Source organism: Sphingomonas gellani (assembly GCF_900110035.1).
Lineage (GTDB): Bacteria > Pseudomonadota > Alphaproteobacteria > Sphingomonadales > Sphingomonadaceae > Sphingomonas > Sphingomonas gellani.
The window spans coordinates 1-25,499 of the sequence record NZ_FOCF01000002.1; the positions used below are offsets into that span (position 1 = coordinate 1).

General features: G+C 67.6%; 21 protein-coding genes, 1 tRNA gene and 1 pseudogene. 12 read left to right on the forward strand and 11 right to left on the reverse strand.

Features of this window, described 5'->3' with window-relative positions; all coding sequences use genetic code 11:
* Window positions 1-242 (forward strand): DUF1801 domain-containing protein (locus BMX37_RS18690; RefSeq protein ID WP_425288433.1); only part of this gene is annotated, 242 nt, incomplete at its 5' end.
* Between the two features lie 62 nt (window positions 243-304).
* Here BMX37_RS18690 and BMX37_RS04375 read toward each other — a convergent pair.
* Both BMX37_RS04375 and BMX37_RS04380 read right to left on the reverse strand, forming a co-directional pair.
* The gene (locus BMX37_RS04375) at window positions 305-652 is read right to left on the reverse strand and encodes an ArsR/SmtB family transcription factor (RefSeq protein WP_093664298.1); all 348 of its coding nucleotides are present in this window, start codon (window positions 650-652) and stop codon (window positions 305-307) included.
* Window position 653: 1 nt separating this feature from the next.
* A complete protein-coding gene (locus BMX37_RS04380) occupies window positions 654-1,127 on the reverse strand; it encodes an SRPBCC family protein (RefSeq protein ID WP_093664299.1) in 474 nt (157 codons plus the stop codon).
* Window positions 1,128-1,334: 207 nt separating this feature from the next.
* Between BMX37_RS04380 and BMX37_RS04385 the strand changes: the two genes are divergently transcribed.
* Window positions 1,335-2,027, forward strand: a complete 693-nt coding sequence (locus tag BMX37_RS04385; RefSeq protein ID WP_093664300.1) for a phytanoyl-CoA dioxygenase family protein — start codon at window positions 1,335-1,337, stop codon at window positions 2,025-2,027.
* Between the two features lie 30 nt (window positions 2,028-2,057).
* A pseudogene (locus tag BMX37_RS19425) lies at window positions 2,058-2,248 on the forward strand (IS6 family transposase); the annotation flags it as partial.
* A 243-nt stretch (window positions 2,249-2,491) separates the two neighbouring features.
* Here BMX37_RS19425 and BMX37_RS04390 read toward each other — a convergent pair.
* Together BMX37_RS04390 and BMX37_RS04395 are read right to left on the reverse strand one after the other, a co-directional pair.
* Window positions 2,492-3,805 (reverse strand): tyrosine-type recombinase/integrase, encoded by a 1,314-nt coding sequence (locus BMX37_RS04390; protein WP_244501386.1) that lies wholly within the window; start codon window positions 3,803-3,805, stop codon window positions 2,492-2,494.
* 176 nt (window positions 3,806-3,981) lie between these two features.
* A tRNA-Leu gene (locus tag BMX37_RS04395) sits at window positions 3,982-4,068 on the reverse strand.
* Between the two features lie 110 nt (window positions 4,069-4,178).
* Between BMX37_RS04395 and BMX37_RS04400 the strand changes: the two genes are divergently transcribed.
* The 7 genes from BMX37_RS04400 to BMX37_RS04430 all read left to right on the forward strand — a co-directional run bounded on the left by BMX37_RS04400 (window position 4,179) and on the right by BMX37_RS04430 (window position 14,093).
* Window positions 4,179-5,108: a complex I NDUFA9 subunit family protein gene (locus BMX37_RS04400; RefSeq protein ID WP_093664748.1), complete on the forward strand. Its 930-nt coding sequence runs from the start codon at window positions 4,179-4,181 to the stop codon at window positions 5,106-5,108.
* Between the two features lie 30 nt (window positions 5,109-5,138).
* Window positions 5,139-5,948 (forward strand): undecaprenyl-diphosphate phosphatase, encoded by an 810-nt coding sequence (locus BMX37_RS04405; protein WP_093664301.1) that lies wholly within the window; start codon window positions 5,139-5,141, stop codon window positions 5,946-5,948.
* A gap of 146 nt (window positions 5,949-6,094) precedes the next feature.
* Window positions 6,095-7,543, forward strand: a complete 1,449-nt coding sequence (locus tag BMX37_RS04410; protein ID WP_093664302.1) for an NAD(P)-dependent oxidoreductase — start codon at window positions 6,095-6,097, stop codon at window positions 7,541-7,543.
* A 17-nt stretch (window positions 7,544-7,560) separates the two neighbouring features.
* A complete protein-coding gene (locus tag BMX37_RS04415; RefSeq protein WP_170841839.1) occupies window positions 7,561-8,244 on the forward strand; it encodes a DUF2059 domain-containing protein in 684 nt (227 codons plus the stop codon).
* A 5-nt stretch (window positions 8,245-8,249) separates the two neighbouring features.
* Window positions 8,250-12,767, forward strand: a complete 4,518-nt coding sequence (gene gltB, locus BMX37_RS04420; protein WP_093664750.1) for a glutamate synthase large subunit — start codon at window positions 8,250-8,252, stop codon at window positions 12,765-12,767.
* 225 nt (window positions 12,768-12,992) lie between these two features.
* Window positions 12,993-13,664, forward strand: a complete 672-nt coding sequence (locus BMX37_RS04425; protein ID WP_093664304.1) for a glutathione S-transferase family protein — start codon at window positions 12,993-12,995, stop codon at window positions 13,662-13,664.
* 93 nt (window positions 13,665-13,757) lie between these two features.
* Window positions 13,758-14,093 carry a tRNA-binding protein gene (locus BMX37_RS04430; RefSeq protein ID WP_093664305.1) on the forward strand — a complete coding sequence of 112 codons (336 nt, stop codon included), beginning with the start codon at window positions 13,758-13,760 and terminating at the stop codon, window positions 14,091-14,093.
* A 3-nt stretch (window positions 14,094-14,096) separates the two neighbouring features.
* On the opposite strand, the gene BMX37_RS04435 is transcribed toward BMX37_RS04430, so the two are convergent.
* The 4 genes from BMX37_RS04435 to pepN all read right to left on the reverse strand — a co-directional run bounded on the left by BMX37_RS04435 (window position 14,097) and on the right by pepN (window position 18,312).
* Window positions 14,097-14,396, reverse strand: coding sequence for a PspC domain-containing protein (locus BMX37_RS04435; protein WP_093664306.1), 300 nt, complete (start codon window positions 14,394-14,396; stop codon window positions 14,097-14,099).
* A gap of 172 nt (window positions 14,397-14,568) precedes the next feature.
* Window positions 14,569-14,988, reverse strand: a complete 420-nt coding sequence (locus BMX37_RS04440) for a DUF202 domain-containing protein (protein ID WP_093664307.1) — start codon at window positions 14,986-14,988, stop codon at window positions 14,569-14,571.
* Window positions 14,988-15,650, reverse strand: coding sequence for an HAD family hydrolase (locus tag BMX37_RS04445; protein WP_093664308.1), 663 nt, complete (start codon window positions 15,648-15,650; stop codon window positions 14,988-14,990). The genes BMX37_RS04440 and BMX37_RS04445 overlap by 1 nt, the downstream gene beginning before the upstream one ends.
* A gap of 52 nt (window positions 15,651-15,702) precedes the next feature.
* Entirely contained in the window at window positions 15,703-18,312 is a 2,610-nt protein-coding gene (gene pepN, locus BMX37_RS04450; protein ID WP_093664309.1) for an aminopeptidase N, read from the reverse strand.
* 98 nt (window positions 18,313-18,410) lie between these two features.
* Between pepN and BMX37_RS04455 the strand changes: the two genes are divergently transcribed.
* Window positions 18,411-20,183, forward strand: a complete 1,773-nt coding sequence (locus BMX37_RS04455; RefSeq protein ID WP_244501387.1) for a M28 family metallopeptidase — start codon at window positions 18,411-18,413, stop codon at window positions 20,181-20,183.
* 4 nt (window positions 20,184-20,187) lie between these two features.
* The gene (locus BMX37_RS04460) at window positions 20,188-21,027 is read left to right on the forward strand and encodes a Rossmann-fold NAD(P)-binding domain-containing protein (RefSeq protein ID WP_093664310.1); all 840 of its coding nucleotides are present in this window, start codon (window positions 20,188-20,190) and stop codon (window positions 21,025-21,027) included.
* Here the strand turns inward: BMX37_RS04460 and BMX37_RS04465 are convergent.
* The 3 genes from BMX37_RS04465 to BMX37_RS04475 form a co-directional block, all read right to left on the reverse strand.
* Entirely contained in the window at window positions 20,937-21,854 is a 918-nt protein-coding gene (locus BMX37_RS04465) for a DMT family transporter (RefSeq protein WP_093664311.1), read from the reverse strand. The two genes, BMX37_RS04460 and BMX37_RS04465, sit on opposite strands and share 91 nt — an antisense overlap.
* Window positions 21,851-22,852 (reverse strand): threonine aldolase family protein, encoded by a 1,002-nt coding sequence (locus BMX37_RS04470; protein WP_093664312.1) that lies wholly within the window; start codon window positions 22,850-22,852, stop codon window positions 21,851-21,853. Before BMX37_RS04470 ends, BMX37_RS04465 begins: the two co-directional genes overlap by 4 nt.
* A 366-nt stretch (window positions 22,853-23,218) precedes the next feature.
* Window positions 23,219-25,495: a transglycosylase domain-containing protein gene (locus BMX37_RS04475; protein WP_244501388.1), complete on the reverse strand. Its 2,277-nt coding sequence runs from the start codon at window positions 25,493-25,495 to the stop codon at window positions 23,219-23,221.
* Window positions 25,496-25,499: the final 4 nt, after the last annotated feature.

The window sequence follows — 25,499 nt, forward strand, 5'->3', positions numbered from 1 at the left end:
CGCTCGGCGTGCCCACCTGGTCGCGCGGCGGGATCATCTGCACCGGTGAGAGCTACAAGGACAAGGTCAAGCTGACCTTCATGCGAGGCCGCGATCTCGACGATCCCGACGGTCTGTTCAACGTGCCTGCGATTGGCGTGCGCCGCGCCGTTGACCTGCGGGACGGCGACACGCTTGGCACCGTGGCCCTGAGGGCGCTCATTCGTCGAGCCGTCGCGGCGAACCTGACCGGCCCATCCTGAGGCCGTTTTCCACTCATTGCTCGCCGGATGGCCGGTTCTGGGTCTCCATCGCCGCGAGGCCCTCATTCCTTCTCATCCACAACGAGAAGTGCTCCAAGGGCGTCGAGCCGCTTCTCCCAGGTTGATCGACGAGCCGCCAACCAACGCTGCAGTGTCTCAAGCCCGTTCGGATCAAGCTGACAAGACCGAACGCGGCCCAGCTTGCTGCTGGTCACCAAGCCCGCCTCCTCTAGAATGCGGACGTGCTGGCCAACGGCTGTAAGGGTGATCCCGCAGAGGTCGGCCATGGTGGTCACGGCGTGCGGGCGTGTGCCAAGCATCTCGACCATACGCCGCCGCGTTGAATCACCCAACGCGTGGAGCAACCGGTCGATCGGGTCGGTGTCCACCCTTCGCCGCGGACGGGCCATGTCAGCTCGCCAGCGCACGACCGAGCCGATCCAGAAGATCGCGCCAGCCTTGCTCGCGCATCTCGGGACCGTCCGCGCCCTCGAAGAACACGCCTTGGAAGGTGCAGGTGAGACTGGTTTCATCACCGACCTCGGCGATCTCGATCGTCTCCAGGGCGACCGAGATCGCTCTGCCTTCCAGCGCCATGCGCGACGACGAGACGATGCGCCTCTGGTCAACAATGTCGTGATACACCCCTTCGTTGGTGAGCTTCGCTCCCGGAAAAGGTGTGCTCGGCCCGAAGCGATACGTCAGCCGTTCGCTGCCACCGATCCGGAAGTCGCTTTCGTACGCCTCGATCTCGTGCGTGTCGCTTTCGGCGAACCAGCTCTTCTTCAGCTCAGGATCCGCGCAAGCGGCGAAGACCTTGGAGGGTGCGGCCGGATAGCGCCGTTCGATCGTGAAGCTGCCGTGCACGGCGTTGGAGTCGATCATGCTGAGCTCCTTGCTGAAGTATTCACCTCACTTTTACGATTGCGTGATATTGGTCAAGTGGAAACTTCACCAAAGTGGCCTCTATCGCTGAGGCGGTCGCTGAGGGGTAGCTAACGACGCATGCAGGTCGCCTCTTCGAAGCGGCCGCTGAACGGCTGACATCGGATCGGGTCGACGCCGAGAGGCGGTCGGGCTAGCCTCAACCTCATGCTCGCACCCGTCTGCCGATCCGCTGATCTCACCCTCAACGATGATGGAGCCCAGCTGTTCGCGCAAGCTCTGGACGAAGCTGCGTGCGGTCGCCTCGAGACTGCCTTGGCCCTGCTGCCGACGAGCAGACCCGGTGTGCGGATCGGGGAAGGACAGCAGTTGCAGCCCTTTCTCGATCACGCCGGCCCGATCGGCGGGATCGCGGCGTCCGTGCTCGGAGAACAGGCTCGCCCCGTACGTGCGATCCTGTTCGACAAAACCGCGGGGCGGAACTGGGCGCTCGGCTGGCACCAGGACCGGACGATCGTGGTCAAGGAGCGTAGGAACACGGACGGATACGGGCCGTGGACGGTCAAGTCCGGGCTGATCCAGGTGGAGCCGCCATTCGAAATACTTGAGCGCATGGTGACGCTACGCGTGCACCTGGATGCGGTTGAGGAGGGCAATGCGCCCCTCCGCATCGTGCCCGGCTCGCACAGGCTCGGCCGCCTGCCCGAAGCCGAGATCGCGGGCGTGGTGGCGACATTCGGCGAGCGGCTATGTCTCGCCGAGCGCGGTGACGTCTGGCTGTACGCCACGTCGATCATCCACGCTTCGCTCGCCGCCGATCCGCCGCGACGACGCCGCGTCCTCCAGGTAGACTTCTCGGCCGACGCGACGCCAGGTCCACTCGCTTGGCGCGGTGTGTAGGAGCCAGGGTTGAGCCGCCCCCCGCACTCAGTGGAGAACAGCCATCTGCCGTTCCGACAACGGGAGCGGGCGATGCTGCGGTTCAGGCGAATGCGGAGCCTGCAGAAGTTCGCGTTAGTGCATGTCAACGTCCACAACCACTTCAACCTCGAACGCCGCTTCATCGACTGCCAGACTACAGGCAGCGACGCGCCGCCTTCTTGGCGGAGTGGCAGAGGCTCGCGAGCTACGCTGCCACGTTCAAAGGCCGAACTGCATCGTGTGGAGGCCGGTTCGCATTAGACTGACAGCCCACCGAGCCGTCTGGGAGGGCGTGCAACGTGGGCCACGAGAAACGCCCTTCAGCAACGGTATACCCCGCGAGGGCTAAATGCCCAATATTCCGGTGGGGCCTATATTCGACTTATACCTTGCAAGGTATAACACGACTTTATGTCCTATTCGACCAATCCTGGTCTCGCCGATTATGTCAGGTCGAACATCATGCTGCCGCCGTGAAGCGGGTAGGAGTTGTTGTTGTCGGCATGGCTGGATAATCGCATACCATCCTCTCCGCAAATTCGCGCAGTTCCGACGCCGGGGCGCCCGGACTTCCCGCTCTCGCGCAGCCTGTCCAGATAGTCGCACCAGTGCTGCATCATGTGGACGCGCTCGTCCCAATATTCGCCGCGGGTGTAAGCCCGCCGTACGGCACTGGCATCAAGATGCGCGAGCTGCTTCTCTATCGCATCAGGGTTCCACAAGCCCATTTCGTTGAGCAGCGTCGCCGCCATGGCGCGGAAGCCGTGCGCGGTCATTTCCTGTTGGCTGTAGCCAAGCCGGCGCAGCGCCTGGTTGACGGCGTTCTCGGACATCGGCCGTTTCGGATTGCCCATGCACGGGAAAAGATAGTCTTGGTGGCCGGTGTGTTCCCGCAGTTCCTCGATCAGCTTCAGTACCTGGCGTGACAGCGGGACGCGGTGCGGTCGGCGCATCTTCATTCGTTCGGCCGACAGATACCAGACGGCGTTGCCGCAATCGAACTCGCTCCACTGCGCTTGCCTGAGCTCGCCCGGGCGGACGAACAGGTGTGGGGAAAGCTTGAGGGCCATCAACGTGATCAATTGCCCCTCATAACCGTCGATTGCCCGCAGGAGCGCGCCGACTTGGATAGGGTTGGTGATCGCCGCCAGATGCCTTACGCGCGGGGTGGCGATGGCCCCGCGAAGGTCGGAGGCGACGTCCTTCTGGCAACGCACGGTGGCAACGCCATAACGGAACACGCGGCTGAGGACGCTCCGCATACGACGGGCGCTCTCGTACCGTCCGTTCGATTCCACCTTGCGCAGCACGGCCAACACCTCCTGGGGCGTCACCTCGGCGACCGGCAGGTTGCCGATCATCGGATAGGCGATGCCGAGCAGCCAGCGGATTTTGCTGAGCGTGATTTCCGCGCGTCCCTCACGTTCGCACTTCTGGACCCATTCCTCGGCGACCTCCTTGAAGGTGTTGGCGGCGGCAACCTTGGCGGCGATCCGCGACCGTATTTTCTCGATGGCTGGATCGAGCCCGGCGGCAATCTTGCGGCGCGCCTCGTCCCGCCGTTCTCTCGCATCGGCCAAGCCCACGTCGGGCCAGCGACCAAGGTGCAGTGTCTTCTGCTTGCCGAGATGGCGGAAGCTCAGCTTCCACAATTTGGAGCCGTTGGGCTGGACCGTGAGAAACAGTCCCTGGCCGTCGGAGAGGTTGAACGGCTTCGGCGCCGGCTTGGCGGCGCTGATTCGCAGGTGAGACAGCATATCGATTCCCCAGCTGGGCCGGGTCGATCCACCACCAACAATAACACCAACAGATGTTGGTGTTTGGGCTGGAATCCGGTGGACGTCGCCGGACGTTCAGTCGGCGAGTTTTGGTCGAGTTATGCTGTGAAACCAGCTGCTTGCTGGACGCCCCCGGACTATACCGGGAGCGTTTCTGGTGCCCAGAAGAGGACTCGAACCTCCACGACCTTGCGATCGCCAGCACCTGAAGCTGGTGCGTCTACCAATTCCGCCATCTGGGCACGGGGTAGGCCGGCGCCTCTAGTGGAGGGTTCGCATGCTTGTCAACAGCGTCTGTGACGGGCAAGGGCGCTTCACGAGAAAAACTTTCTGCTGTCGGGATGTGAACGCGATGTACGAGCTGGTGACGCTGATCGGCGGGGGCGGGTTCGTCGGCCGCTATGTGGCGCAGGCGCTGATGCGGCAGGGATGGCGGGTGCGCGTGGCGCAGCGCGATCCGCGCCAGGCTTTTTACCTGAAGCCGCTGGGGGGATTGGGTCAGACCCAGTTCGTCGCGGCGGACGTGACCCGGCCCGACACGATCGCTCGGGCGGTCGAGGGGGCGGACGCGGTGGTCAACCTGGTTGGCAGCTTCGGCGACGCGATGCGCATCCAGGCGGAGGGTGCATCCACGGTGGCGAAGGCGGTTGCCGCGTCCGGGGCGAAGGCGCTGGTCCACCTGTCGGCCATCGGCGCGGACAGCGGCTCGGCGTCGACCTATGCCCGCTCCAAGGGGCTGGGCGAGGAAGCGGTCAGGGCCGCGTTCCCAGCCGCCACCATCCTGCGCCCGTCGGTGGTGTTCGGGCGCGAGGACCAGTTCCTCAACAGGTTTGCGGAAATGATCCGCCGCACCCGGATCGTGCCGGTGGTGCGACCCGATACGCGGTTCCAGCCGGTGTTCGCCGGCGATGTCGGTGATGCCGTCGCCGCCGTGCTGAAGGAGCCGGCGCGATTCGCAGGGCAGCTGTACGAGCTGGGTGGTCCGGACGTGCTGTCCATGGCCGACCTGTTGAAGTGGATCGCGACGGAGACGGGCCGGTCACCGCACTTCGTGACGCTGCCCGATGCGGCGGCGGGCCTCATCGCACGGCTGCCGGGCGCGCCGATCACCCGCGATCAGTTGCTGTTGCTGCAAAAGGACAATGTGGTTGCCGGATCGCAGGATGGGCTGGAGGCGCTCGGCCTGACCGCAACGCCGATGTCGGCGGTCGCGTCGAACTGGCTGGTCCGGTTCCGCCGGCAGGGCCGCTTCGCGCGTCGTCGCGACGAACTCGCCGCCTGATCCTTTCCCTTTCAGACACGGACATCCCGCTTGAACGATCTCCTTACCGTCATCCTGCTCGGCATCGTCGAGGGGATCACCGAATTCCTGCCGGTGTCCTCCACCGGGCACCTGATCCTGGCGACCCGGCTGCTCGGCTACGATGCGGATCGGTGGGCGATGTTCAACGTGGTCATCCAGCTGGGCGCGATCCTGGCGATCACCGTGCTGTACTGGCGCACCGTCTGGACGGTGTTGCAGGGCCTGTTGCGGGGTGAGGCGGGGGCGATCCGCTTCGTCCGCAACGTGCTGATCGGGTTCCTGCCGGCGGCGGCGATCGGTCTGCTGGTGCACAAGCATGTCGAGGCGCTGCTCGGCAATGCGGAGGTTGTGGCGATCGCGCTGACCGTGGGCGGCGTGGCCATTCTGATCGTGGAGCGGCTGGCGAAGCCGGGCGATGTGCGTGGCGTGGCCGACATCCCCCTGCCGACGGTCATCGCGATCGGCTTCATCCAGTGTCTGGCGATGGTGCCCGGCGTCAGCCGGTCCGGCGCGACGATCCTTGGCGGCCTGTCGCTGGGCGTGGAGCGGCGCACGGCCGCGGAATTCTCGTTCTTTCTGGCGATCCCGACGATGCTGGGCGCCAGCACGCTGGAGATCTGGAAGAACCGCCATGCGCTGTCGAGCGGCACAGGCGTCGGCATCCTCGACATTGCAATCGGCTTTGTCGTCGCATTCTTCGTCGCGCTGGTAGTGGTGCGTTGGTTCCTCAATCTGGTCGGAAAGCGGGGTTTTGGACCGTTTGGTTGGTACCGCATCGTGGCAGGCTCCGCCGCGCTCATATGGCTGTTGAATAGCTAAGACCGGAACGGACCTTGTTCTACCCTGAAATCAAGCAGAGCCGAGCCTCTTAGGCGAGAAACTTTACAAAAGGTCAGCACCACTGACTTGATGATGTAATCGGCCATGGTACGACGCTGCCACGCGAGGGCGTGAGGAGATGTGCCGTGGCCGATACCCCGATGCTCAAGTTCATCGATCGCGGGCAATCCTATCCAGCCAAGCGTCAGGCAACCCTGCGTGCAGAGGACTTTCGTGAGATCGCGGAGCGTTACGCGGTGCCCACGGCCGAGGAGCAGGCCGGGCGCTGCTCGCAGTGCGGCGTGCCCTATTGCTCGGTGCATTGCCCGCTGCACAACCATATCCCCGATTGGCTGCGCCTGACCGCCGAGGGGCGGCTGCGCGACGCGTACGAGCTGTCGAACAGCACCTCCACCATGCCGGAAATCTGCGGCCGCATCTGTCCGCAGGACCGTTTGTGCGAGGGCAATTGCGTGATCGAGTTCACCGGCCACGGCGCGGTGACGATCGGATCGGTCGAAAAGTTCATCACCGACACCGCCTGGGAAGAGGGGTGGGTGGAACCGCTGGTCCCCGGCCCCGCGCGCGGGCAATCGGTGGCAGTCATTGGGGCCGGGCCGGCCGGACTGAGCGCCGCGGAGTATCTGCGTGGCAACGGTTACGACGTGCACGTCTATGACCGGCACGACCGGGCGGGCGGGCTGCTGACCTATGGCATCCCCGGCTTCAAGCTGGAGAAGCCGGTGGTGATGCGCCGTGTCGACCGGCTGAAGGCGGGCGGCATCGTCTTCCACGAAGGGTTCGAGGTCGGGCGCGACGCGACGCTGGACGACTTGCGCCAGCGCCATGACGCGGTGCTGATCGCGACGGGCGTGTACAAGGCGCGGGCGATCGAGGCGCCGGGCGTCGGGGCGGACGGCGTGGTGGAGGCGCTGGATTACCTGACCGCCTCCAACCGCAAGGGGTTCGGTGATGCGGTGCCCGCCTATGACGAGGGCACGCTGGACGCGTCAGGCAAGCATGTCGTGGTGATCGGCGGCGGAGACACGGCGATGGACTGCGTCCGCACGGCCATTCGCCAGGGCGCGGCATCGGTGAAGTGCCTGTACCGCCGCGATCGACAGAACATGCCCGGATCGCAACGCGAAGTTGCCAATGCTGAAGAGGAGGGCGCCGAGTTCGTCTGGTTGTCCGCGCCGCAGGGGTTCGACGTCGGCGCGGGCGAGCGCGTCTCGGGCGTGGCCGTCCGCCGCATGCGGCTGGGCGCCCCGGACGCCAGCGGCCGGCGCGCGCCGGAGCATGATCCGGGCGGCGACTATGCGGTGCAAGCGGATCTGGTCATCAAGGCGCTGGGTTTCGATGCGGAGGCGCTACCGACCCTGTGGGGTGCACCCGAATTGGGGGTCAGCCGCTGGGGCACCGTGCTGGTCGATGGCAAGACGCTGATGACCAGCCTGGACGGCGTGTTCGCGGCGGGCGACATCGTGCGCGGCGCGAGCCTGGTGGTGTGGGCGATCCGCGACGGCCGCGACGTGGCCGGCGCGATGCACAAATGGCTGAAGGCAAAGGCTGCGAGCGAAAGGAAGGCGGCGTGAGGCGTGGAAGCACAGCCGTGAGGCATCTGGTCGTAATGGCAGCCTTCGCGACGATCGGCGCACCGACATTCGCCCAGGTTCCCGCGACGAACGCGCCGGCCGGTTTGGTGTCGTCCACCGTGCCGCTGTCGGCCATCGATCCCGCCCGGCTTGCGGCGGCACGGCCCGTCATCGACCAGGTCTGGCCGCTCGGCACCTATCAGCGGATCATGCGCGCCACCATGGACCAGGTGCTGAATGGCACCATGTCGAGCATGTACGGCATGAAGGCGGCCGATCTGGTCAAGGGCACCGATCCCAAGGCCGCGAAAGAGGCGGGCGACCGGACGCTGGGCGAGATGATGGCGCAGAACGATCCGGCCTATCAGGAGCGGATGCGCCGGACGATGCGCGTGATGACCGATGAGATGACGGCGCTGATGACCCGCATGGAACCGGGCGTGCGCGATGCACTGGCCAGCGCCTATGCCCGGCGCTTCACCGCCGACCAGCTCGGCGAGCTTCGCCGCTTCTTCGCCACGCCGACGGGACGCGCATACGCCGCCGACTCGATGACGTTGATGGCCAGCCCCGAGATGATGGCCCAGATGCAGCAGTTCGCCCCCCAGATGATGGCGGCGATGCCCGGCATCATGGCCAAGGTGGAGGCGGCGACCAAGGACCTGCCGCCCGCTACCCGCAAATCCCAGTCCGGAAAGTGACCAGCATGACCGACCAGCGCGCCTATCTCGCTGAACATGGCATGTACCGCCCCGATTCCGAAGGCGACGCGTGCGGCGTCGGCCTGGTCGCCTCCACCGACGGCACGGCCTCGCGCCGGGTGGTGCAGTCGGCGATCGATGCGCTGAAGGCGGTGTGGCACCGCGGCGCGGTCGATGCTGACGGCAAGACCGGCGATGGCGCGGGCATCCATGTCGACCTGCCGCTGCGCTTCTTCGACGATGCGGTGGCGGCGTCGGGACACCGGTTGCTGCCCAACCGGCTGGCGGTGGGCATGATCTTCCTGCCGCGCACCGACCTGGGCGCGCAGGAGACGTGCCGGACGATCGTTGAGAGTGCGATCATCGAGGCGGGCTACACCATCTATGGCTGGCGGCAGGTGCCGGTCGACGTGTCGGTGATCGGCCTGAAGGCGCAGGCGACGCGTCCCGAGATCGAGCAGATCATGATCGCCGGCCCCGATCCGCAAACGGTGGACGAGGCGGAGTTCGAAAAGACGCTGTACCTGGTCCGGCGCCGCGTCGAAAAGCGGGTGATCGCGGCGCAGATCCACGGATTCTACATCTGCTCGCTGTCGTGCCGGTCGATCGTGTACAAGGGGCTGTTCCTGGCGGAGAGCCTGTCCGCCTTCTACCCCGACCTGCAGGACCAGCGGTTCGAGAGCCGGGTCGCGATCTTTCACCAGCGCTATTCCACCAACACCTTTCCGCAATGGTGGCTGGCCCAGCCGTTCCGCTGCCTCGCGCATAACGGCGAGATCAACACGGTGCGCGGCAACAAGAACTGGATGCTGAGCCACGAGATCCGCATGGCGAGCATCGCGTTCGGGGAGCATTCGGAGGACATCAAGCCGGTGATCCCCGCCGGCGCGTCCGACACCGCCGCGCTGGACGCCGTGTTCGAGGCGATCTGTCGCTCCGGCCGCGACGCGCCCACCGCTAAGCTGATGCTGGTGCCGGAGGCGGCGCGCGCGGACATGCCCGCGAACCACGCCGCGATGTACAATTATCTGGCGAGCGTCATGGAGCCGTGGGACGGCCCGGCCGCGCTGGCGATGACGGACGGGCGCTGGGCGGTGGCCGGCGTCGACCGCAACGCGCTGCGCCCGTTGCGCTATATCCGCACCAGCGACGGCCTGCTGATCGTCGGGTCGGAGGCGGGCATGGTGCCGGTGCCGGAATCAACCGTGGTGGCGAAGGGACGGCTGGGTCCGGGCCAGATGATCGCCGTCGATCTGGCGGAGGGCGTGCTGCTCGACGACAGGGCGGTGAAGGACCGGATCGCGGGCGAAGCGGACTATCCGGCGATGACCGGCGCGTTCCACACCCTGTCCGACTTGCCCGAGATGGGCGATGCGTCGGTGCGGTTCGACCGGGCGGAGCTGGCGCGGCGTCAGGTCGCGGCCGGCCAGACGCTGGAGGACATGGAGCTGATCCTGTCGCCGATGGTCGAATCCGCCAAGGAAGCGATCGGATCGATGGGCGACGACACGCCGCTGGCGGTCATCTCCGACAAGCCGCGCCTCATCAGCCAGTTCTTCCGCCAGAATTTCAGCCAAGTCACGAACCCGCCGATCGACTCGCTGCGCGAGCGGCATGTGATGAGCCTGAAGACGCGGTTCGGAAACCTGGCCAACATCCTCGACACAGAGGATCGGCGCGAGGCGGTGCTGGTGCTTGATTCACCAGTGCTGACGGGCACGCACTGGGCGCGGTTGCGCGCGCATTTCGGGCGCTCCGCGGCGGAGATCGACTGCACGTTCGAGGCGGGCGGCGGCCCGGAAAAGCTGCGCGCGGCGATCGCCCGTATCCGTCAGGAGGCCGAGCAGGCGGTGCGGGAGGGCCGGTCCGAGCTGTTCCTGACCGACGAGCATGTGTCGGAGGATCGGGTCGCGATCGCCGGCGTGCTGGCGGCGGCGGCGGTGCATACGCATCTGGTCCGCCGCGGCCTGCGGTCCTATGCGTCGATCAACGTGCGATCGGCCGAGTGCCTCGACACGCATTACTACGCGGTGCTGATCGGGGTCGGTGCGACCACGGTGAACGCCTATCTGGCGGAGGCGGCGATCGTCGACCGGCAGGCGCGCGGCCTGTTCGGCGACCTGAGCCTGGACGAATGCCTGAAGCGGCATCGCACCGCGATCGAGGAGGGGCTGCTCAAGATCATCGGCAAGATGGGGATCGCGGTGATCTCCTCCTATCGGGGCGGGTACAATTTCGAGGCGGTCGGCCTGTCGCGCAGCCTGGTCGCGGACCTGTTCCCCGGGATGCCGGCGAAGATCAGCGGCGAAGGGTACGCCTCGCTGCACCTTTCCGCGACGATCCGCCACGACGCGGCGTGGGACAGCGCGGTGGCGACGCTGCCGGTCGGCGGCTTCTATCGCCAGCGCCACACCGGTGAGACGCACGCCTATTCGGCGCAGCTGATGCACCTGTTGCAGACGGCGGTGTCGACCGACAGCTATACCAGCTACCTGCAATTCAGCCGTGGCGTCGCGGACCTGCCGCCGGTGTACCTGCGCGACCTGCTCCAGTTCAATTTTCCGGGCGAGGGCGTGCCGGTCGATCAGGTCGAGGCGATCACGGAGATCCGCAAGCGCTTCGTGACGCCGGGCATGTCGCTGGGCGCGCTGTCCAAGGAAGCGCACGAGACGCTGGCCATCGCCATGAACCGTATCGGCGCCAAGGCGGTGTCGGGCGAGGGGGGCGAGGACAAGGCGCGGTACCAGCCGTACGAAAATGGCGACAACGCCAATTCCACGATCAAGCAGGTGGCGAGCGGCCGGTTCGGCGTCACCGCCGAATATCTGAACGCGTGCGAGGAGATCGAGATCAAGGTCGCGCAGGGCGCCAAGCCCGGCGAGGGCGGACAGCTGCCGGGGTTCAAGGTGACCGAGTTCATCGCCCGGCTCCGCCACGCGACCCCCGGCGTTACGCTGATTTCACCGCCGCCGCATCACGACATCTATTCGATCGAGGACCTGGCGCAGCTGATCTACGATCTGAAGCAGATCAATCCGCGTGCGCGCGTGTGCGTGAAGCTGGTCAGTTCCGCCGGGATCGGCACGGTGGCGGCGGGCGTGGCGAAGGCGCATGCCGACGTTATCCTGGTGTCCGGCCATGTCGGCGGCACCGGCGCCAGCCCCCAGACCAGCATCAAATATGCCGGCACGCCGTGGGAGATGGGCTTGTCGGAGGTCAACCAGACGCTGACCCTGAACGGTCTGCGCGGGCGTATCCGCCTGCGCGCCGATGGCGGCCTGAAGACCGGGCGCGACATCGTTATCGCCGCGATCCTGGGCGCGGAGGAGTTCGGCATCGGTACGCTGTCGCTGGTCGCGATGGGATGCATCATGGTGCGCCAGTGCCACAGCAACACCTGCCCGGTCGGCATCTGCACCCAGGACGACCGGCTGCGGCAGAAGTTCGTCGGCACGCCGGAAAAGGTCATCAACCTGATGACCTTCATCGCGGAGGAGGTGCGAGACATCCTGGCCCGGCTCGGCTGCCGCTCGCTGGACGAGGTGATCGGGCGGACCGAACTGTTGCGCCAGGTCAGCCGCGGCGCGGAGCATCTGGACGACCTGGACCTCAACCCGATCCTGGCCAAGGTCGACGCGACCGATGCGGAGCGGCGCTTCTCCCTGAACACCTTCCGCAACGAGGTACCCGACAGCCTGGACGCGCAGATGATCAAGGATGCCGCGCACGTGTTTTCGCGCGGTGAGAAGATGCAGCTGACCTATTCGGTGCGCAACACGCACCGCGCGGTCGGCACGCGTCTGTCCAGCGAGATCACGCGCCGGTTCGGCATGAGCACGCTGGCGGAGGGGCATGTCACCGTGCGCCTGCGTGGCAGCGCCGGCCAGTCGCTCGGCGCGTTCCTGGTGCGGGGTGTGACGCTGGAGGTGTTCGGTGATGCCAACGACTATGTCGGCAAGGGGTTGTCGGGCGGCACCATCGTCGTGCGTCCCGCCGTGTCGTCGCCGTTGAAGAGCCAGGAGAACACGATCCTCGGCAACACCGTGCTGTACGGCGCGACCAGCGGCCGCCTGTTCGCGGCGGGGCAGGCGGGCGAGCGATTTGCGGTCCGCAACTCCGGCGCCACGGTGGTGGTGGAGGGATGCGGCGCGAACGGGTGCGAGTACATGACCGGCGGCACGGCGGTGGTGCTGGGCGGCGTCGGTGCAAATTTCGGCGCGGGCATGACCGGCGGCATGGCGTTCGTCTACGACCCCGATGGCGCCTTCGACCGGCGTGCGAACCCGGACAGCATCGTGTGGCGGCGCCTGTCGTCGCGACATTGGGAGGGGCTGCTCCACCAACTGGTGTGCGACCACGCCGCCGCGACGGACAGCCGCTGGTCCAAGGGCCTGCGGGACGACTGGGACCGCGTGTCGGGCGATTTCTGGCAGGTGGTGCCCAAGGAGATGCTGACCCGCTTGGGCCATCCGCTGGAGGACGAGCCGGTGTCGGTCGCGGGCGATCTGGTGGCGGCGGAGTAGCGAGGCTACGGGGCGACCTCGCAGCCGTTGGGTCGGCGTCGATCGGTGTCTCGCGTGGAGCGGAGCGCGTCGACTTTGCGCCGTCGGAGATGCGTCAGCGAAGTCGCGGGACGACCGGCCTTTCTGGTTCGGGCGCGGATACGGCCTGACCCGCCCCGGCTTTGCGACACGCGTGGTCGCACGCCCCTTTCGCGCGGAGGCGGCGCGTTCTAGGACGGTGCCGACATGTGGCAGCTTTTCCAATTCCCGCTTTGCCCCTTCTCCCGAAAGCTGCGCCTGCTGCTGGGCGAAAAGGGGATCGGGTACGAACTGGTACGCGAATCGCCATGGGCGCGGCGCGACGAGTTTCTGGATATGAACCCGGCGGGACAGACCCCGGTCGTGGTCGACGTGCAGCGTGGCACCGTCCTGATCGATTCCATGGCGATCTGCGAATATTTCGAGGAAACGGTCGAGAAATCGGCGATGATCAACGGCACGGCGGCCAACCGCGCTGAGATCCGCCGGCTGGTCGCGTGGTTCGACAACAATTTCTACCGCGATGTGACCGGCCCCCTGCTGGAGGAGCGGATGGTGAAGCGACTGGCGCACCGTCTTGCCCCCGATGCCAAGGCGCTGCGACAGGCGATGAAGGCGGCGATCGAGCATCTCGATTATATCGATTATCTGCTGGACCACCGGAACTGGCTGGCGGGCGCGACGATGAGTCTGGCCGATCTTGCCGCCGCGGCACAGATTTCCGTGACCGATTACCTGGGCGGCATCGACTGGAAGGGTCATGAGCAGACGGCACGCTGGTATCGCGGGCTGAAGAGCCGTCCGTCGTTCCGCCCGTTGCTGTCGGAGCGGATGGAGGTGATCGGACCGCCGGCACATTACGACAATGTGGATTTCTGAGCGGTTCACGCGAGCAAAGCTGGCACATGCCGCGACGGCCCGTGGGATCTGCGCCGCCGATCACGTCCGACGGCGCGGGCGGGAGTTGCGAACATGACCATCACCCATGACGACTTCCTCGCCGTCGACATCCGCGTCGGCACGATCGTCGCCGCCGAACCCTTCCCGGAGGCGCGGAAGCCGGCGATCAAGCTGCGCATCGATTTCGGCGCGGAGATCGGGGTGAAGCGCTCCTCCGCCCAGATCACAGTGCATTACACGCCGGATGAGCTGGTCGGGCGACAGGTGGCGGCGGTCGTCAACTTTCCACCGCGTCAGATCGGTCCCGTGATGAGCGAGGTGCTGTGCCTGGGTTTCCCGGACGCGGCGGGGGAGGTGGTGCTGCTCGCGCCCGATCTGCCGGTGCCCAATGGCGGGCGGATGTTTTGAGCATCAGGCGGCGAGCGCCGTCGGCTGTTCGCCCTGGTCGTTTTCGGCCTGCACCACGACCGGCGCCTGTTCGACCAGCGGCGTCGCCCGGCGCGCGCGCATCGGGAACAGCAGGTGCGAGGCGAGCACGACGAAGCTGAGCCCGGCATAGACCGCAAAGGCCCAGCCCGCGCTCCAGAACACGCCGACCGCAAAGGCGAGGCGCAGGAACAGCGGGTTGATGCCGAAATCCTCGCCGATCGCCTGGCAGGTGCCGAACAGCGTATCGGCGCGCATGAACGGGTTGGCGGCGGGGGTCTGCATGCGGAAAACTCCTGATCGGCGAACGTCACGTCCACTCATGCCAACGACATCGCACGATGTGTGCCAACCGCCGGAAACCGCTGTTTTCCAGTGAAGTAGGACGGATGAGCCAGGCCTGAACATCATCGTCGTGGTTGGATCGCGCCAGCTATTGGCGCACGCCGCCAACTGTTCAGGGGTGCTGCAACAGGCCGACACAGGCGGCCAGGCTGACGCAGGCGAGCAGGCCGTTGACCGCCAGCAGCAACGCGGCGGGCATGCGACGCGCCTCCGGCTGCGGGTCGGCGTAGCGTGGACGAAACTCCCGCCACCCCGCCGCCACGAAGCAAAAGGCGCTGAACAGGACAAGGGCCGTGCCGGCAGTGGTCGCCAGCCAGTCGGCGACCAGCCCCTCCAACAGCTTGCGCGCGCCGATCCCCGCCGCCAGAGCAGCGAGGCCGGTGCGCACCCAGGCGGCATAGGTCCGCTCCGCCGCCAGCACGGTGCGGTCCGCCGCCAGCTGCGTCGTGCGTTCCGCGTTGGTCTTCTGCACCGCCGCGCTGCGGGCGATGGTGGCGTGGGTCGCCTCCGCCCGCTGTTCGGCGTCGGCCATCAACGCGAAAGCGGCGAGGCGTCGAAATCGCGCAGGATCGCCGCAACGTCGTCGTACAGCAGTTGCGCGCCCGCTTCCGTCAGAACCGCGTCGTCGAACCCGCCGGAGCGGACGCCGACACGGTGCATGCCGCATTTCGCCGCCGCCTGCATGTCGTACGGCGCGTCGCCGATCACGACCACTTCGGCGGGATCGACATCCGCCTTGTCGCGCGCGGTGGCGAAGATGTCGGGCGCGGGCTTCGTGGTCTCCACATCGTCTTTCGTGGTCGACAGATCGACCAGCGACCGCGCATCGAGCAGGTCGATATAATGGTCCAGTTCCTCCCCGCTGGCAGAGGAGGCGAACACGACGCGCCGCCCGCTGTCGTGCACCCGCTGGAGCAGATCGCGCGCATGCGGGAACGGGCGGACGCGGTCGAGATAGTCCGCCTTGAAGAACCGGCCGTGCAGCGTGCCGAGTTCCTCCGCCTGATCGTCGGACATTTCAGGAAACAGCGTGGGCACCAGATTGTCCGCGCCCTTGCCGATCTGTTCCGCGATCCGCTCCCGGTCCACCGGGCGCCCGGTCGCGGCGAAGACCCTATGCCAGGTTTCGATGTGCCAGCGGTTGCTGTCGACCAGCGTGCCGTCGATGTCGAAGAAGACTGCTTTGGTTGCCATGCCCCTCAATGACGGGGGAGGCGCGCCGGTTCCGTCGCCGGCGCGCCTTATCTCAGCCCTCCAGGCTCTTGGATGCCTGTTCGAACAGGTCCTTGGACAGGCCGGGCGTGGCGACGATCCGCTCCAGCTCGCCCCGCATCAGCGCCGAGCGCGCCGGGTCGAAGCGGCGCCAGCGGCCGAGCGGCGGCAGCAGCTTGGCGGAGGTTTGCGGGTTGATCCGGTCCAGCGCGATCAACTGGTCCGCCAGAAAGCGATAGCCGACACCGTCCGCCCGGTTGAACGCACGCTGGTTGACGCCGAACGCGCCGACCAGCGCCCGCGCGCGATTGGGATTGGTCAGGGAAAAGGCGCGGTGCTGCGCCAGTTCCACCACCACGTCCGCCGTGTCGGCGCGCGACGACAGCGCTTGTGTCTGGAACCACTTGTCCAGCACCAAGGGGTTGTCGGCATAGCGGTGAAAGAAGATGTCGAACGCCGCGACCCGCTCGTCGAAATCGGTGTTGGACAGCACCTGCAACGCGCCCTGGCGATCGGTCATGTTGTCGGCGGCGGCGAACTGGGTGAAGGCGAGTTTCGCCGCATCCTCCGCGCCGGTCGCGGCCAGGTAGCCGAGCGCGACGTTGCGCAGCCGCCGCAATCCCTTGTCACGCGGGGTATAGGCATAGGGCGCGCGCGGGCCGTCGTACGCCTCGCGCCATTGCCCCTCCAGCTGGGCACCCAGATCGCGGCGCAGCGCCTCGCGTGCGGTGAACACGGCCTCCGGATCGACGGTGGCGAGCTGATCGGCGATGAACCCTTCCGCCGGCAACAGCACCGCCTCCGCGACGAAGGCGGGGTCCAGCGACGGATCGGACAGCGTCGCGCCGACCGCGCCGATCACCGCGCGATGATCGGCCTGCCCCTCGATCGCGCCGGCGACCAGCGTGTCGAGCATCAGCTGCTGCATCGCCTCGTACCGGGCGAAGGGATCGTCGTCATGCCCGGACAGGAAGGCGAGGTCGGCGGGGCTGCGATCGCTTTCGATCACCACCGGCGCGGAAAAGCCGCGATTGATCGACAGCACCGGACGCTCGCTTATCGCCTCGAACACCAGGGTCTCGGCCGGCTGGTCCAGCAGTACCAGTTGCTCGTCGGTCAGCGGCCGGCCTGTTTCCGCACCGAACAGGCGGATCTTCAGCGGCAGCACCATGGCGTGCTTTTCCGGCTGACCGGGGGTGGCGGGCACCTGTTGCGACAGGCGCAGCGTCGCGCGGCCGCCGCCGGCCTGATGATCCAGCGTCGCGGCGACACGCGGGGTGCCGGCCTGGCTGTACCACAGGCGAAATTGCGACAGGTCGACGCCGCCCGCGTCCTCCATGCACGCGACGAAATCCTCGCAGGTCGCGGCGGTGCCGTCGAACCGCTCGAAATACAGGTCGGTGGCGGCGCGGAAGCGCTGCGGGCCCAGGATGGTCGCCATCATCCGGATCAGTTCCGCGCCCTTGTTGTAGATGGTCGCGGTGTAGAAATTGCTGATCTCGATGAAGCTTTCCGGCCGGACCGGATGGGCCAGCGGGCCGCCATCCTCCGGAAACTGGCTGGCGCGGAGCGAGCGCACGTCCTCGATCCGCTTCACCGCGGCCGATCCCTGGTCGGCGGAAAAGCCCTGGTCGCGATAGACGGTGAAGCCTTCCTTCAGGCTCAGCTGGAACCAGTCGCGGCAGGTGATGCGGTTGCCGGACCAATTATGGAAATACTCGTGCGCCACGACGCCCGCGACATTGTCGTAATCGATGTCGGTGGCGGTATCCGGATCGGCCAGGATGTAGCGGCTGTTGAAGATGTTCAGCCCCTTGTTCTCCATGGCGCCGAAGTTGAAATCGTCGACGGCGACGATGTTGAACACGTCGAGGTCGTATTCGCGGCCATAGACCTGTTCGTCCCACGCCATCGACAGCTTCAGCGCGTGCAGCGCATGGTCGGTGCGGGCCAGGTCGCCCTCGCGGACCCAGATGCCAAGCACCACCTCGCGCCCGGACATGGTGGTGAAGCTGCCCCGGTTCACCGCCAGGTCGCCCGCCACCAGCGCGAACAGATAGGATGGCTTGGGATAGGGATCGTGCCATTCGGCCCAGTGCCGGCCATCGTCCAGATCGCCGCCGTCCACCGGATCGCCATTGGCGAGCAGAATGGGAAAGCGCGCCTTGTCCGCCGTCATGCGCACGCGGTACCGGGCCAGCACGTCCGGCCGGTCGGGGAAGTAGGTGATGCGGCGGAACCCCTCCGCCTCGCACTGGGTGCACAGGATGCCGCTGGACGCGTACAGGCCCATCAGCTGGGAGTTCGCCTCCGGCGCGATCTCCACCTCCGTCTCGACCGTGTGCGCTTCGCCGGACAGCGGGATGACCAGCGCGTCGTTGTCCAGCGTCCAGTCGTTCACCGCCACGCCGTCGACATGGACCGACAACAGCGTCTGTCCCGCGCCGTCCAGGCGCAGCGGCTCGCCGGCCGCGCTTCCCCGCCGCACGTCCAGCTTCGCCCGCACGCGGGTGGCGTCCGGGTCGAGGTCGAAGTCGAGCGACACGTCCGGCACCATCCAGGCGGGCGGGCGGTAATCCGAGCGATGGATGACGGCCGGCTGGCTGGGTGCCGGGGTGGCGATGGCGTGTGTGGCGTCGGGCATAGGGCGTTATACGCACGGATCGGCCAGCCGCTACCAAAGCTTGCGCAGGTGGCATGCTGTGCTAGCGCGAGCCCGTCGAATTAACCGGGGATCATCACATGTTGCGTCTGTTTGCCGCCGGCTCGTTGCTGGCCATTTCCGCCATGCTCGGCGCGCAGACGACCCCCGCAAAGCCCGACGCCGCCATTCCCGCAACCGCCGGCCAAGCCGCGCCCGAACCCGGCAAGGCGGGTACGCAGCAGCAGACTGCGGCGGCGCAGCCGGCCAAGCCCGACCCCGCGCAGGTGAACGCGAAGATCACCGCGCCACTGGCGGCCGATCAGGCCGCGTTGAAGGCGCATGTCATGTTCCTCGCCTCCGACGCGATGCGCGGGCGGGAGGCGGGCAGCCCCGAATTCGACATCGCCGCGCAGTACGTCGCCGCCCAATTCTATGCCGCTGGGTTGAAGCCGGGCGGCGACCAGGGTGGCTATCTGCAGCATGTGCCGCTCGTCAGCTACAAGGCGGCGGACAAGGGTGCGATGCGCTGGACCCCGCGCGGACAGGCGCCGGTCGATCTGGTGTTCGGGGAGGATTACGTGCCCTCCGCCAATCCGCTGTCCGCGGCCACCTCGCTGAGCAAGCCGGTGGTGTTCGTCGGACGCGGCATCGTCGCGCCACAGTACAAGGTCGACGATTACAAGGGCGTCGACGTGCGCGGCCGGATCGTGGCGGTGCTGGGCGGTGCGCCGGCCGGTTTCGGCGGTGAGGAGCGCGCCTATTTCGGGTCCGCCGGGACAAAGGCGGCGATCGCACGCCGGCTCGGTGCGGCGGGCATGGTGTTCATCGACACGCCCGGCCCGCGGGCGCGACCCTTCGCCACGCTGGTGCGCGGCATGGACACGGCGCGCATGACCTGGGCCCGGCCGGACGGCACCGGCTCTACCCCCGAAGAGGGCGCGCCGGTTCTGGGCACGATCAGCCAGGCCGGCGCGGCCAAGCTGTTTGGTGCAAAGGGCTGGGCAAAGGTGCAGCCGCGGCTGGGCGACCCCGACGCCCGCTTCAAGCCCTTTGCACTGGGCGGCGCGCTGTCGGCGGAAACGCGCACCAGCTTCACCCCCGCATCGTCCGAGAATGTCGTCGGCCTGCTGCCGGGCAGCGATCCGACGCTTGGCGCACAGGTCGTGGTGCTGTCCGCGCATCTCGACCATATCGGCGTCAGCAAGCCGGCGGAGGGCGATGCGCCTGGAAAGGACCGCATCAACAATGGCGCGCTGGACAATGCGATCGGCATCGCCAGCCTGATCGAGGAAGCGAAGCGCTTCACCGCATCGGGCACCGCGCCGAAACGTACGCTGATGTTCCTGGCGGTGACGGGCGAGGAGAAGGGGCTGGTCGGCTCCGACTATTTCGCGCACCAGCCGACCGTGCCGGCCAAGTCGATCGTGGCGGACGTCAACCTGGACATGCCGATCCTGACGTACCGTTTCGAGGACATGATCGTGTACGGCGCCGACCGGTCCACGCTGGGCCCGATCGTGCGGCGCGCGGTCAACGCCGCGGGTGTCGACCTGTCGCCCGATCCCGCGCCGGAAGAGGGCATCTTCGTCCGTTCCGACCATTTCCGCTTCGTGCAGCAGGGCATTCCGTCGGTGTTCCTGTGGCCGGGTCAGAAGGGGCCGGGGAAGGCCGGGTTCGCGGAGTTCATGGGCAAATGCTATCACCGGCCCTGCGACGAGTTGGCGACGCTGAACATCGACTGGAGCCAGGGGCCGCGCTTCGTCGACGTGAACTACCGCATCGCCAAGGAGATCGCGGACGGGGCGGAGGCGCCGGTGTGGAACAAGGGCGATTATTTCGGCACCACCTACAAGGGGCCGATGCAGAAGTGAGCCGATGAGCCGGCTGTTCGTCTTCGGCCTCGGCTACACCGCTGGGATGCTTTCCCGCCATCTGCAAGGGCGGGGGTGGCACGTCGCCGGCACGACCCGCGACGGGCGTGGCGGCTCCGTCCGGTTCGACGATGCGGGATCGGTGCTGGCCGAGGTGGCGGCGGCGACGCACATCCTGTCCTCCGTCCCGCCGGAGGGGGAGGGCGACCCGGTGCTGACGCGCTATGGCGCCGTACTGGCGGATAGCGGTGCCTGGCTCGGCTACCTGTCCTCGACCGGCGTCTATGGCGACACCGGTGGCGCCTGGGTGGATGAAGGCGCGCCGACCGGGAGTGGCCGGCGTGGCGCGCGGGCGGCGGCGGATGCGGCGTGGCTGGCGGCCGGCGCGCGGGTCCTGCGCCTGCCGGGCATCTATGGCCCCGGGCGCTCGCCGTTGGATCGGGTGAAGCAGGGGCGGGCGCACCGCGTCGGGATCACCGGTCAGGTGTTCAGCCGCATCCATGTCGATGACCTGATCGCGGGCATCGTCGCAAGCTTCGACGGGCCGGCGGGGGCGTACAACCTGGCCGACGACCTACCGTGCGATCAGGACGCGGTGGTCACGTTTGCGGCCGAACTGCTCGGGCTGCCGGTGCCGGCGCTTGCGTCGCTGGACAGCCTGTCGCCGACGGCGCGCGGGTTCTACGCGGAGAACCGGCGGGTCGCCAATGCGAAGGCCAAGCGGGTGCTGGGCTGGCGCCCCCGCTTCGCCGATTACCGGTTGGGCCTGCGCGCCCTCAACGCGATGACCAGCCCGACGCCCGCCAGCGCACCACCGGCCCCGGCGAGCAGCGACCAGCGATAACCCTCGAACAGCGTCGACAGCAGCATCGCGATCACGGGTACGATGACGCTGGAATAGGCCGCCTTGGCCGGACCGATGACGCGCAGCACCCGGTAGTACAGCGGAAAGGCGAGGGCGGAGGCGAACAGGCCGAGGTACAGGATGCCGGCCAGATAGCTGGGCCGCGGGTCGAAGCGCGGCGGTCCGCTCATCGTCCACGCCAGTGCGGCGTCCAGCGCGGCGCCGGCGAACATCGCCACCGCCAGCGTCGGCGCCATGGGAAAGCGCTTCGCCGTCTCCGTCGCCTGCAACACGTTGGCGGACGATGCCGCCAGGATCGCGCTGAGCGTGAAGCCAAGCCCCGCCAGGATCGTGTGCCCGCCGGACGGGTCGCTGCGCACCTCATGCACGAACAGCAGCACCACGCCCGCCATCGCGACCGCCGATCCGGCGAGCAACTGCCCACCCATGCGCTGCCCCAGGAAGATGCGGGCGAGTAGCGCATTGGGCACCAGCAGCAGCGCGAACACCACCGCGACGAGGCCGGAGGTGATGAAGCGTTCGGCCTGATAGACGAAGTTGAAATTGGCGCAGAACTGCAACAGGCCGATCGCGACCGCGAACAGCGCGCCTTCGCCGCCGATGCGCCAGCTGTCGCGCCGGACCAGCGCCCAGCCGGTCATGCCCAGCCCGCCGACGATGAAGCGGTACGTCACCGACCATCCCGGCGGCACCACCGCCAGCTGATCGCGGATGACCAGCCAGGTCGATCCCCAGATCAGCGTCACCACCGCAAAGGGCAGCAGGATGGACAGACGGGTGGATTGCGGGGCGGGCGTGTCGCTCACAGCGCGGCGATCGCATCCGCCAGCGGGCGGATCGCGTCAGGTGTCTGGTCCCATGACGTGACCAGCCGGATCTCCCCGGCCGCCCAATCGTAGAAGTCGAAGCCCCTGGCGCGCAGCGCGGCGGCCTCGTCCGGCGTGGCGCGCAGGAACACCTCGTTCGCCTCGACGGGGTGGATCAGCCGGTCGCCCGCACCCCCGGCCAGCAGCGTCGCGCCGGCGTTGGCCGCGCGGGCATTGTCGAGCCACAGGTCGCCGTCGAGCATCGCCAGCACCTGCGCAGCGAGGAATCGCCCCTTCGAGAACAGCAGCCCCGCGCGCTTGCGCCGTTGCGGCGTCGCGCCGACCAGATCGGGGTCGAAGAACACCAGCATCTCCGCGCTCATGCCGCCATTCTTGATGAAGCCGAAGCTGAGCACCTCCACCCCGGCGCGCCAGGTGATGTCGGCGGGAGAGCAGCCGGCATGCGCGACCGCATTGGCAAAGCGCGCGCCGTCCATGTGAAGGCGCAGGCCCCGGGACCGGGCAAGCTCCCCGATCGCCGCCACCTCGTCCGGTCGGTAGACGCGGCCATATTCGGTGGCATTGGTGATCGAGATCGCGTGCGGCTGGACCCGGTGGACGTCGTTGGCGATCGCGTCGAGGACGGTGCGGACCGTGTCCGGCGTCATCTTCGCCCCGTCGCCGTCCGCCAGCATCAGCTTCGCGCCATGGGTGTAGAATTCGGGCGCGCCGCATTCGTCGTTCTGGATATGCGCGTCGCGGTGGCACACCACGCCACCATAAGGCGGGCAGATCGCCGCCAGCCCCAGGCAGTTGGCGGCGGTGCCGCTGGGCACCCACAGCGCCCGCACGTCGCGCTCGAACAGGTCTGAAAAGCGCCCATCCAGCTGCCGCGACAGCGCGTCTCCGTCATAGGCGGTGTCGAGTGCGTTGGCGGCGGCCATCGCCTCCAGCACGCGGGGGTGAACGGGCGCGGCGTTGTCGGAGAAGAAGCGCATGGGGAGGGCCTTACGACCGGTCGCGGCATGCCGCGAGGGGGTGGCGTGGAGAAAGTGGCGCGCTGCCACATGTTTTGTCCGGAAACCGCGCCACGCTGGCGAGCCGCGCCGATCCATTCGGCCGGCGGAGATCCGGGCGACATCGGGTCGGCCGCGCCGACCTGATGCGGCCGGCAAGAGGATTCTACGAAGGTGGTTGTCGGTACTTATCAGCGGGAGGGCAGATCGGCTCGGTCAGGGCTGACGCACCTCCCACGGTTGCTTGGATCGACGCTTTTGGTCGCAGCGGCTGGCCTCCCTTCTCGCGACGATTGTTCTTGCGTCAGCGAGTGGCGCTTCCCACGGACAACTGCCTGGGCGACGACCTCACTCCTCCCCGCCGTCATCGTCCGGCGGGCGGCGATCGTCGCGGGGCGGCGGGGGTGGGGTGCGGTCGCGGCCGCGGGTTGGCGACACGGTGATCGACCCGTCCTCGCCCCGGCGCAGGTCGATGCCGATGTCGCGGAGCCGGTCGCCGGCCTGGCCGACCGCACCGTCGACGGCACCGTCCACCGCGCGGTCGACGGCCTCGCTCATGTCCGGAATCTCGGCCATATTCTCGACCGCCTCCGGATCGGCAGCATCCTCGTCGACAACGACGGGCGCACGCACCGGTGCGATATCGAGCGCGGAGACCATGAAGTTGCGCCAGATCTGGGCGGGGATCCCGCCACCGTGCAGGCCGGGATTGGGCGTGTTGTCGTCGTTGCCGACCCAGACGCCGACCACCAGGTCGCCGGCAAAGCCGATGAACCAGGCGTCGCGCCCCGATTGCGACGTGCCGGTCTTGCCATAGGCATCGACGGTCAACCGCGCCTCTCGCCCCGTCCCGCGCAGCGACGAGCCGAGCAGGGACTTCATCTCATCCTGCACATTCTCAGGGATGCGGCGGGTGCGGCTGGTCAGCGATTCGTACCACCCCTTGCCCTTCACGTCCTTCAGCCCGCGCGGCACGATCGGGTAGCTGCCGTTGGCGATCCCGGCGTACGCGGCGGTGAGTTCGAGCAGCGACACCTCGGACGTGCCGAGGCCGATCGTCGCCTCGTTCGGGATGGGCGTGGTGATGCCCAGGTCGCGCGCCGCCTTGATGACCTGCTTGACGCCGACCTGCTGCGTCAGGCGGGCGGCGGCGACGTTGGACGAGCGGGCGAAGGCGCGGGCCAGGCTGATCTCGCCCAGATAGCGGCCATCGTCGTTGCGCGGTTTCCACCCGGCGATCTCCACCGGCGAATCGTCTACGGTGGAGGAGGGCGTCATGCCGGCGCGCATCGCGGCCAGATAGACGAACAGCTTGAAGGTGGAGCCCGGCTGGCGCTTCGCCTGCACCGCGCGGTTGAACGGACTGTCGGCATAGGAGCGGCCGCCTACCATCGCGACCACCTGTCCGTCCGTCCGCATCGCGACCAGCGCCGCCTGCGCCTGGCGCAACCCTGCCTGACGGATCACCCGTTCCGCCTGGCGCTGCAGCTCCGGGTCGAGCGTGGTGCGGACGGTCGTCTCCGTGTTGATCTCACCCGCCTGATCGCGCGCCTCCGGCAGGACCCAGTCGGCGAAATAGGTGCCGCTGGGCAGTTGCTGCGGACGGCTGGCGAGGACGCGCTGCGGTTGCACGGCGCGCCCCTCGGCAGGGGTCAGGAAGCCGGCATCGACCATCGCACCGACGACCACCGCCTCCCGCTTGCGGGCGCCCGCCAGGTTGGTGGTGGGCGCGAGGCGGGAGGGCGCCTTGACCAGCCCGGCCAGCATCGCGGCCTGGCCCACGTTCAGGCGTTCGGGCGCGCGGCCGAAATAATGCTTGGCCGCGGCGGTCAGGCCATAGACGTTGTCGCCGAAATACACGTTGGACAGGTAGCGCGACAGGATCTCGTCCTTCGACAGCCACGCCTCCAGCCAGAAGGCGATCATCACCTCCCGGATCTTGCGCGCGGCGGTGCGGTCGGAGTCGAGGAACGCGTTCTTCGCCAGCTGCTGCGTGATGGTCGACCCACCCTCCCGCACGCCGCCGGCGCCGACATTGTGCCAGGCGGCGCGCAGGATGCCGCGCGGGTCGATCCCCCAGTGCGAGTAGAAGCGCCGGTCCTCGATCGCCACGAACGCCTCGCGCACATGGGGCGGCAGCTTCGATGCGTCGACGGGTGCGCCCAGGATCGCGCCGCGCCGGGCGATCGGCGTGCCGTCGCTGGCGAGCAGGGTGATCGAGGGCGGCGTCGGCGGCTTGAGCGAGCGGGACAACGGTGCCGTCACCGCCAGCCAGCCGATCGCGATCACCAGCAACACGATGACCGCGGCCAGCCCCCGCATGCCCCAGCGCAGTACCGTGCGGAACGTGGAGTCGCGACTGCCGGACGGATCGGACCCGTCACCATCGTCGCCCGCATCGGACAGTACGGCGTCGTACCCGTCGAGTTGCCGTTGAAGTTCCTCACGCGAATAGGCGCGGTAGGGTCGGTCCTCGTCATCCCAGGTGGCGGGGTCGGGAGCGTAGCGCAGCGGGCGCTGCGACATGCCGGGGCGATCGTTCGGTTCGTCATCAACGCGCCGCCCTTCGCCGAAGCTGTCGGACGCGGCATCGCGATGAGGTCGGCGCGGGTCGAAAGGGTTCATGGAC

Excerpts from the sequence above, each read along its gene's own strand:
- BMX37_RS04440 (WP_093664307.1), bottom strand. The coding sequence starts at position 14,988 with ATGGCCGACGCCGAACAGCGGGCGGAGGCGACCCACGCCACCATCGCC.
- BMX37_RS04445 (WP_093664308.1), bottom strand. The coding sequence starts at position 15,650 with ATGGCAACCAAAGCAGTCTTCTTCGACATCGACGGCACGCTGGTCGAC.
- BMX37_RS04390 (WP_244501386.1), bottom strand. The coding sequence starts at position 3,805 with ATGCTGTCTCACCTGCGAATCAGCGCCGCCAAGCCGGCGCCGAAGCCG.
- BMX37_RS04400 (WP_093664748.1), top strand. The coding sequence starts at position 4,179 with ATGTACGAGCTGGTGACGCTGATCGGCGGGGGCGGGTTCGTCGGCCGC.
- BMX37_RS04470 (WP_093664312.1), bottom strand. The coding sequence starts at position 22,852 with ATGCGCTTCTTCTCCGACAACGCCGCGCCCGTTCACCCCCGCGTGCTG.
- BMX37_RS04380 (WP_093664299.1), bottom strand. The coding sequence starts at position 1,127 with ATGATCGACTCCAACGCCGTGCACGGCAGCTTCACGATCGAACGGCGC.
- BMX37_RS04475 (WP_244501388.1), bottom strand. The coding sequence starts at position 25,495 with ATGAACCCTTTCGACCCGCGCCGACCTCATCGCGATGCCGCGTCCGAC.
- BMX37_RS04460 (WP_093664310.1), top strand. The coding sequence starts at position 20,188 with ATGAGCCGGCTGTTCGTCTTCGGCCTCGGCTACACCGCTGGGATGCTT.
- BMX37_RS04425 (WP_093664304.1), top strand. The coding sequence starts at position 12,993 with ATGTGGCAGCTTTTCCAATTCCCGCTTTGCCCCTTCTCCCGAAAGCTG.
- gltB (WP_093664750.1), top strand. The coding sequence starts at position 8,250 with ATGACCGACCAGCGCGCCTATCTCGCTGAACATGGCATGTACCGCCCC.
- BMX37_RS04375 (WP_093664298.1), bottom strand. The coding sequence starts at position 652 with ATGGCCCGTCCGCGGCGAAGGGTGGACACCGACCCGATCGACCGGTTG.
- BMX37_RS04430 (WP_093664305.1), top strand. The coding sequence starts at position 13,758 with ATGACCATCACCCATGACGACTTCCTCGCCGTCGACATCCGCGTCGGC.
- BMX37_RS04385 (WP_093664300.1), top strand. The coding sequence starts at position 1,335 with ATGCTCGCACCCGTCTGCCGATCCGCTGATCTCACCCTCAACGATGAT.
- BMX37_RS04435 (WP_093664306.1), bottom strand. The coding sequence starts at position 14,396 with ATGCAGACCCCCGCCGCCAACCCGTTCATGCGCGCCGATACGCTGTTC.
- BMX37_RS04455 (WP_244501387.1), top strand. The coding sequence starts at position 18,411 with ATGTTGCGTCTGTTTGCCGCCGGCTCGTTGCTGGCCATTTCCGCCATG.
- pepN (WP_093664309.1), bottom strand. The coding sequence starts at position 18,312 with ATGCCCGACGCCACACACGCCATCGCCACCCCGGCACCCAGCCAGCCG.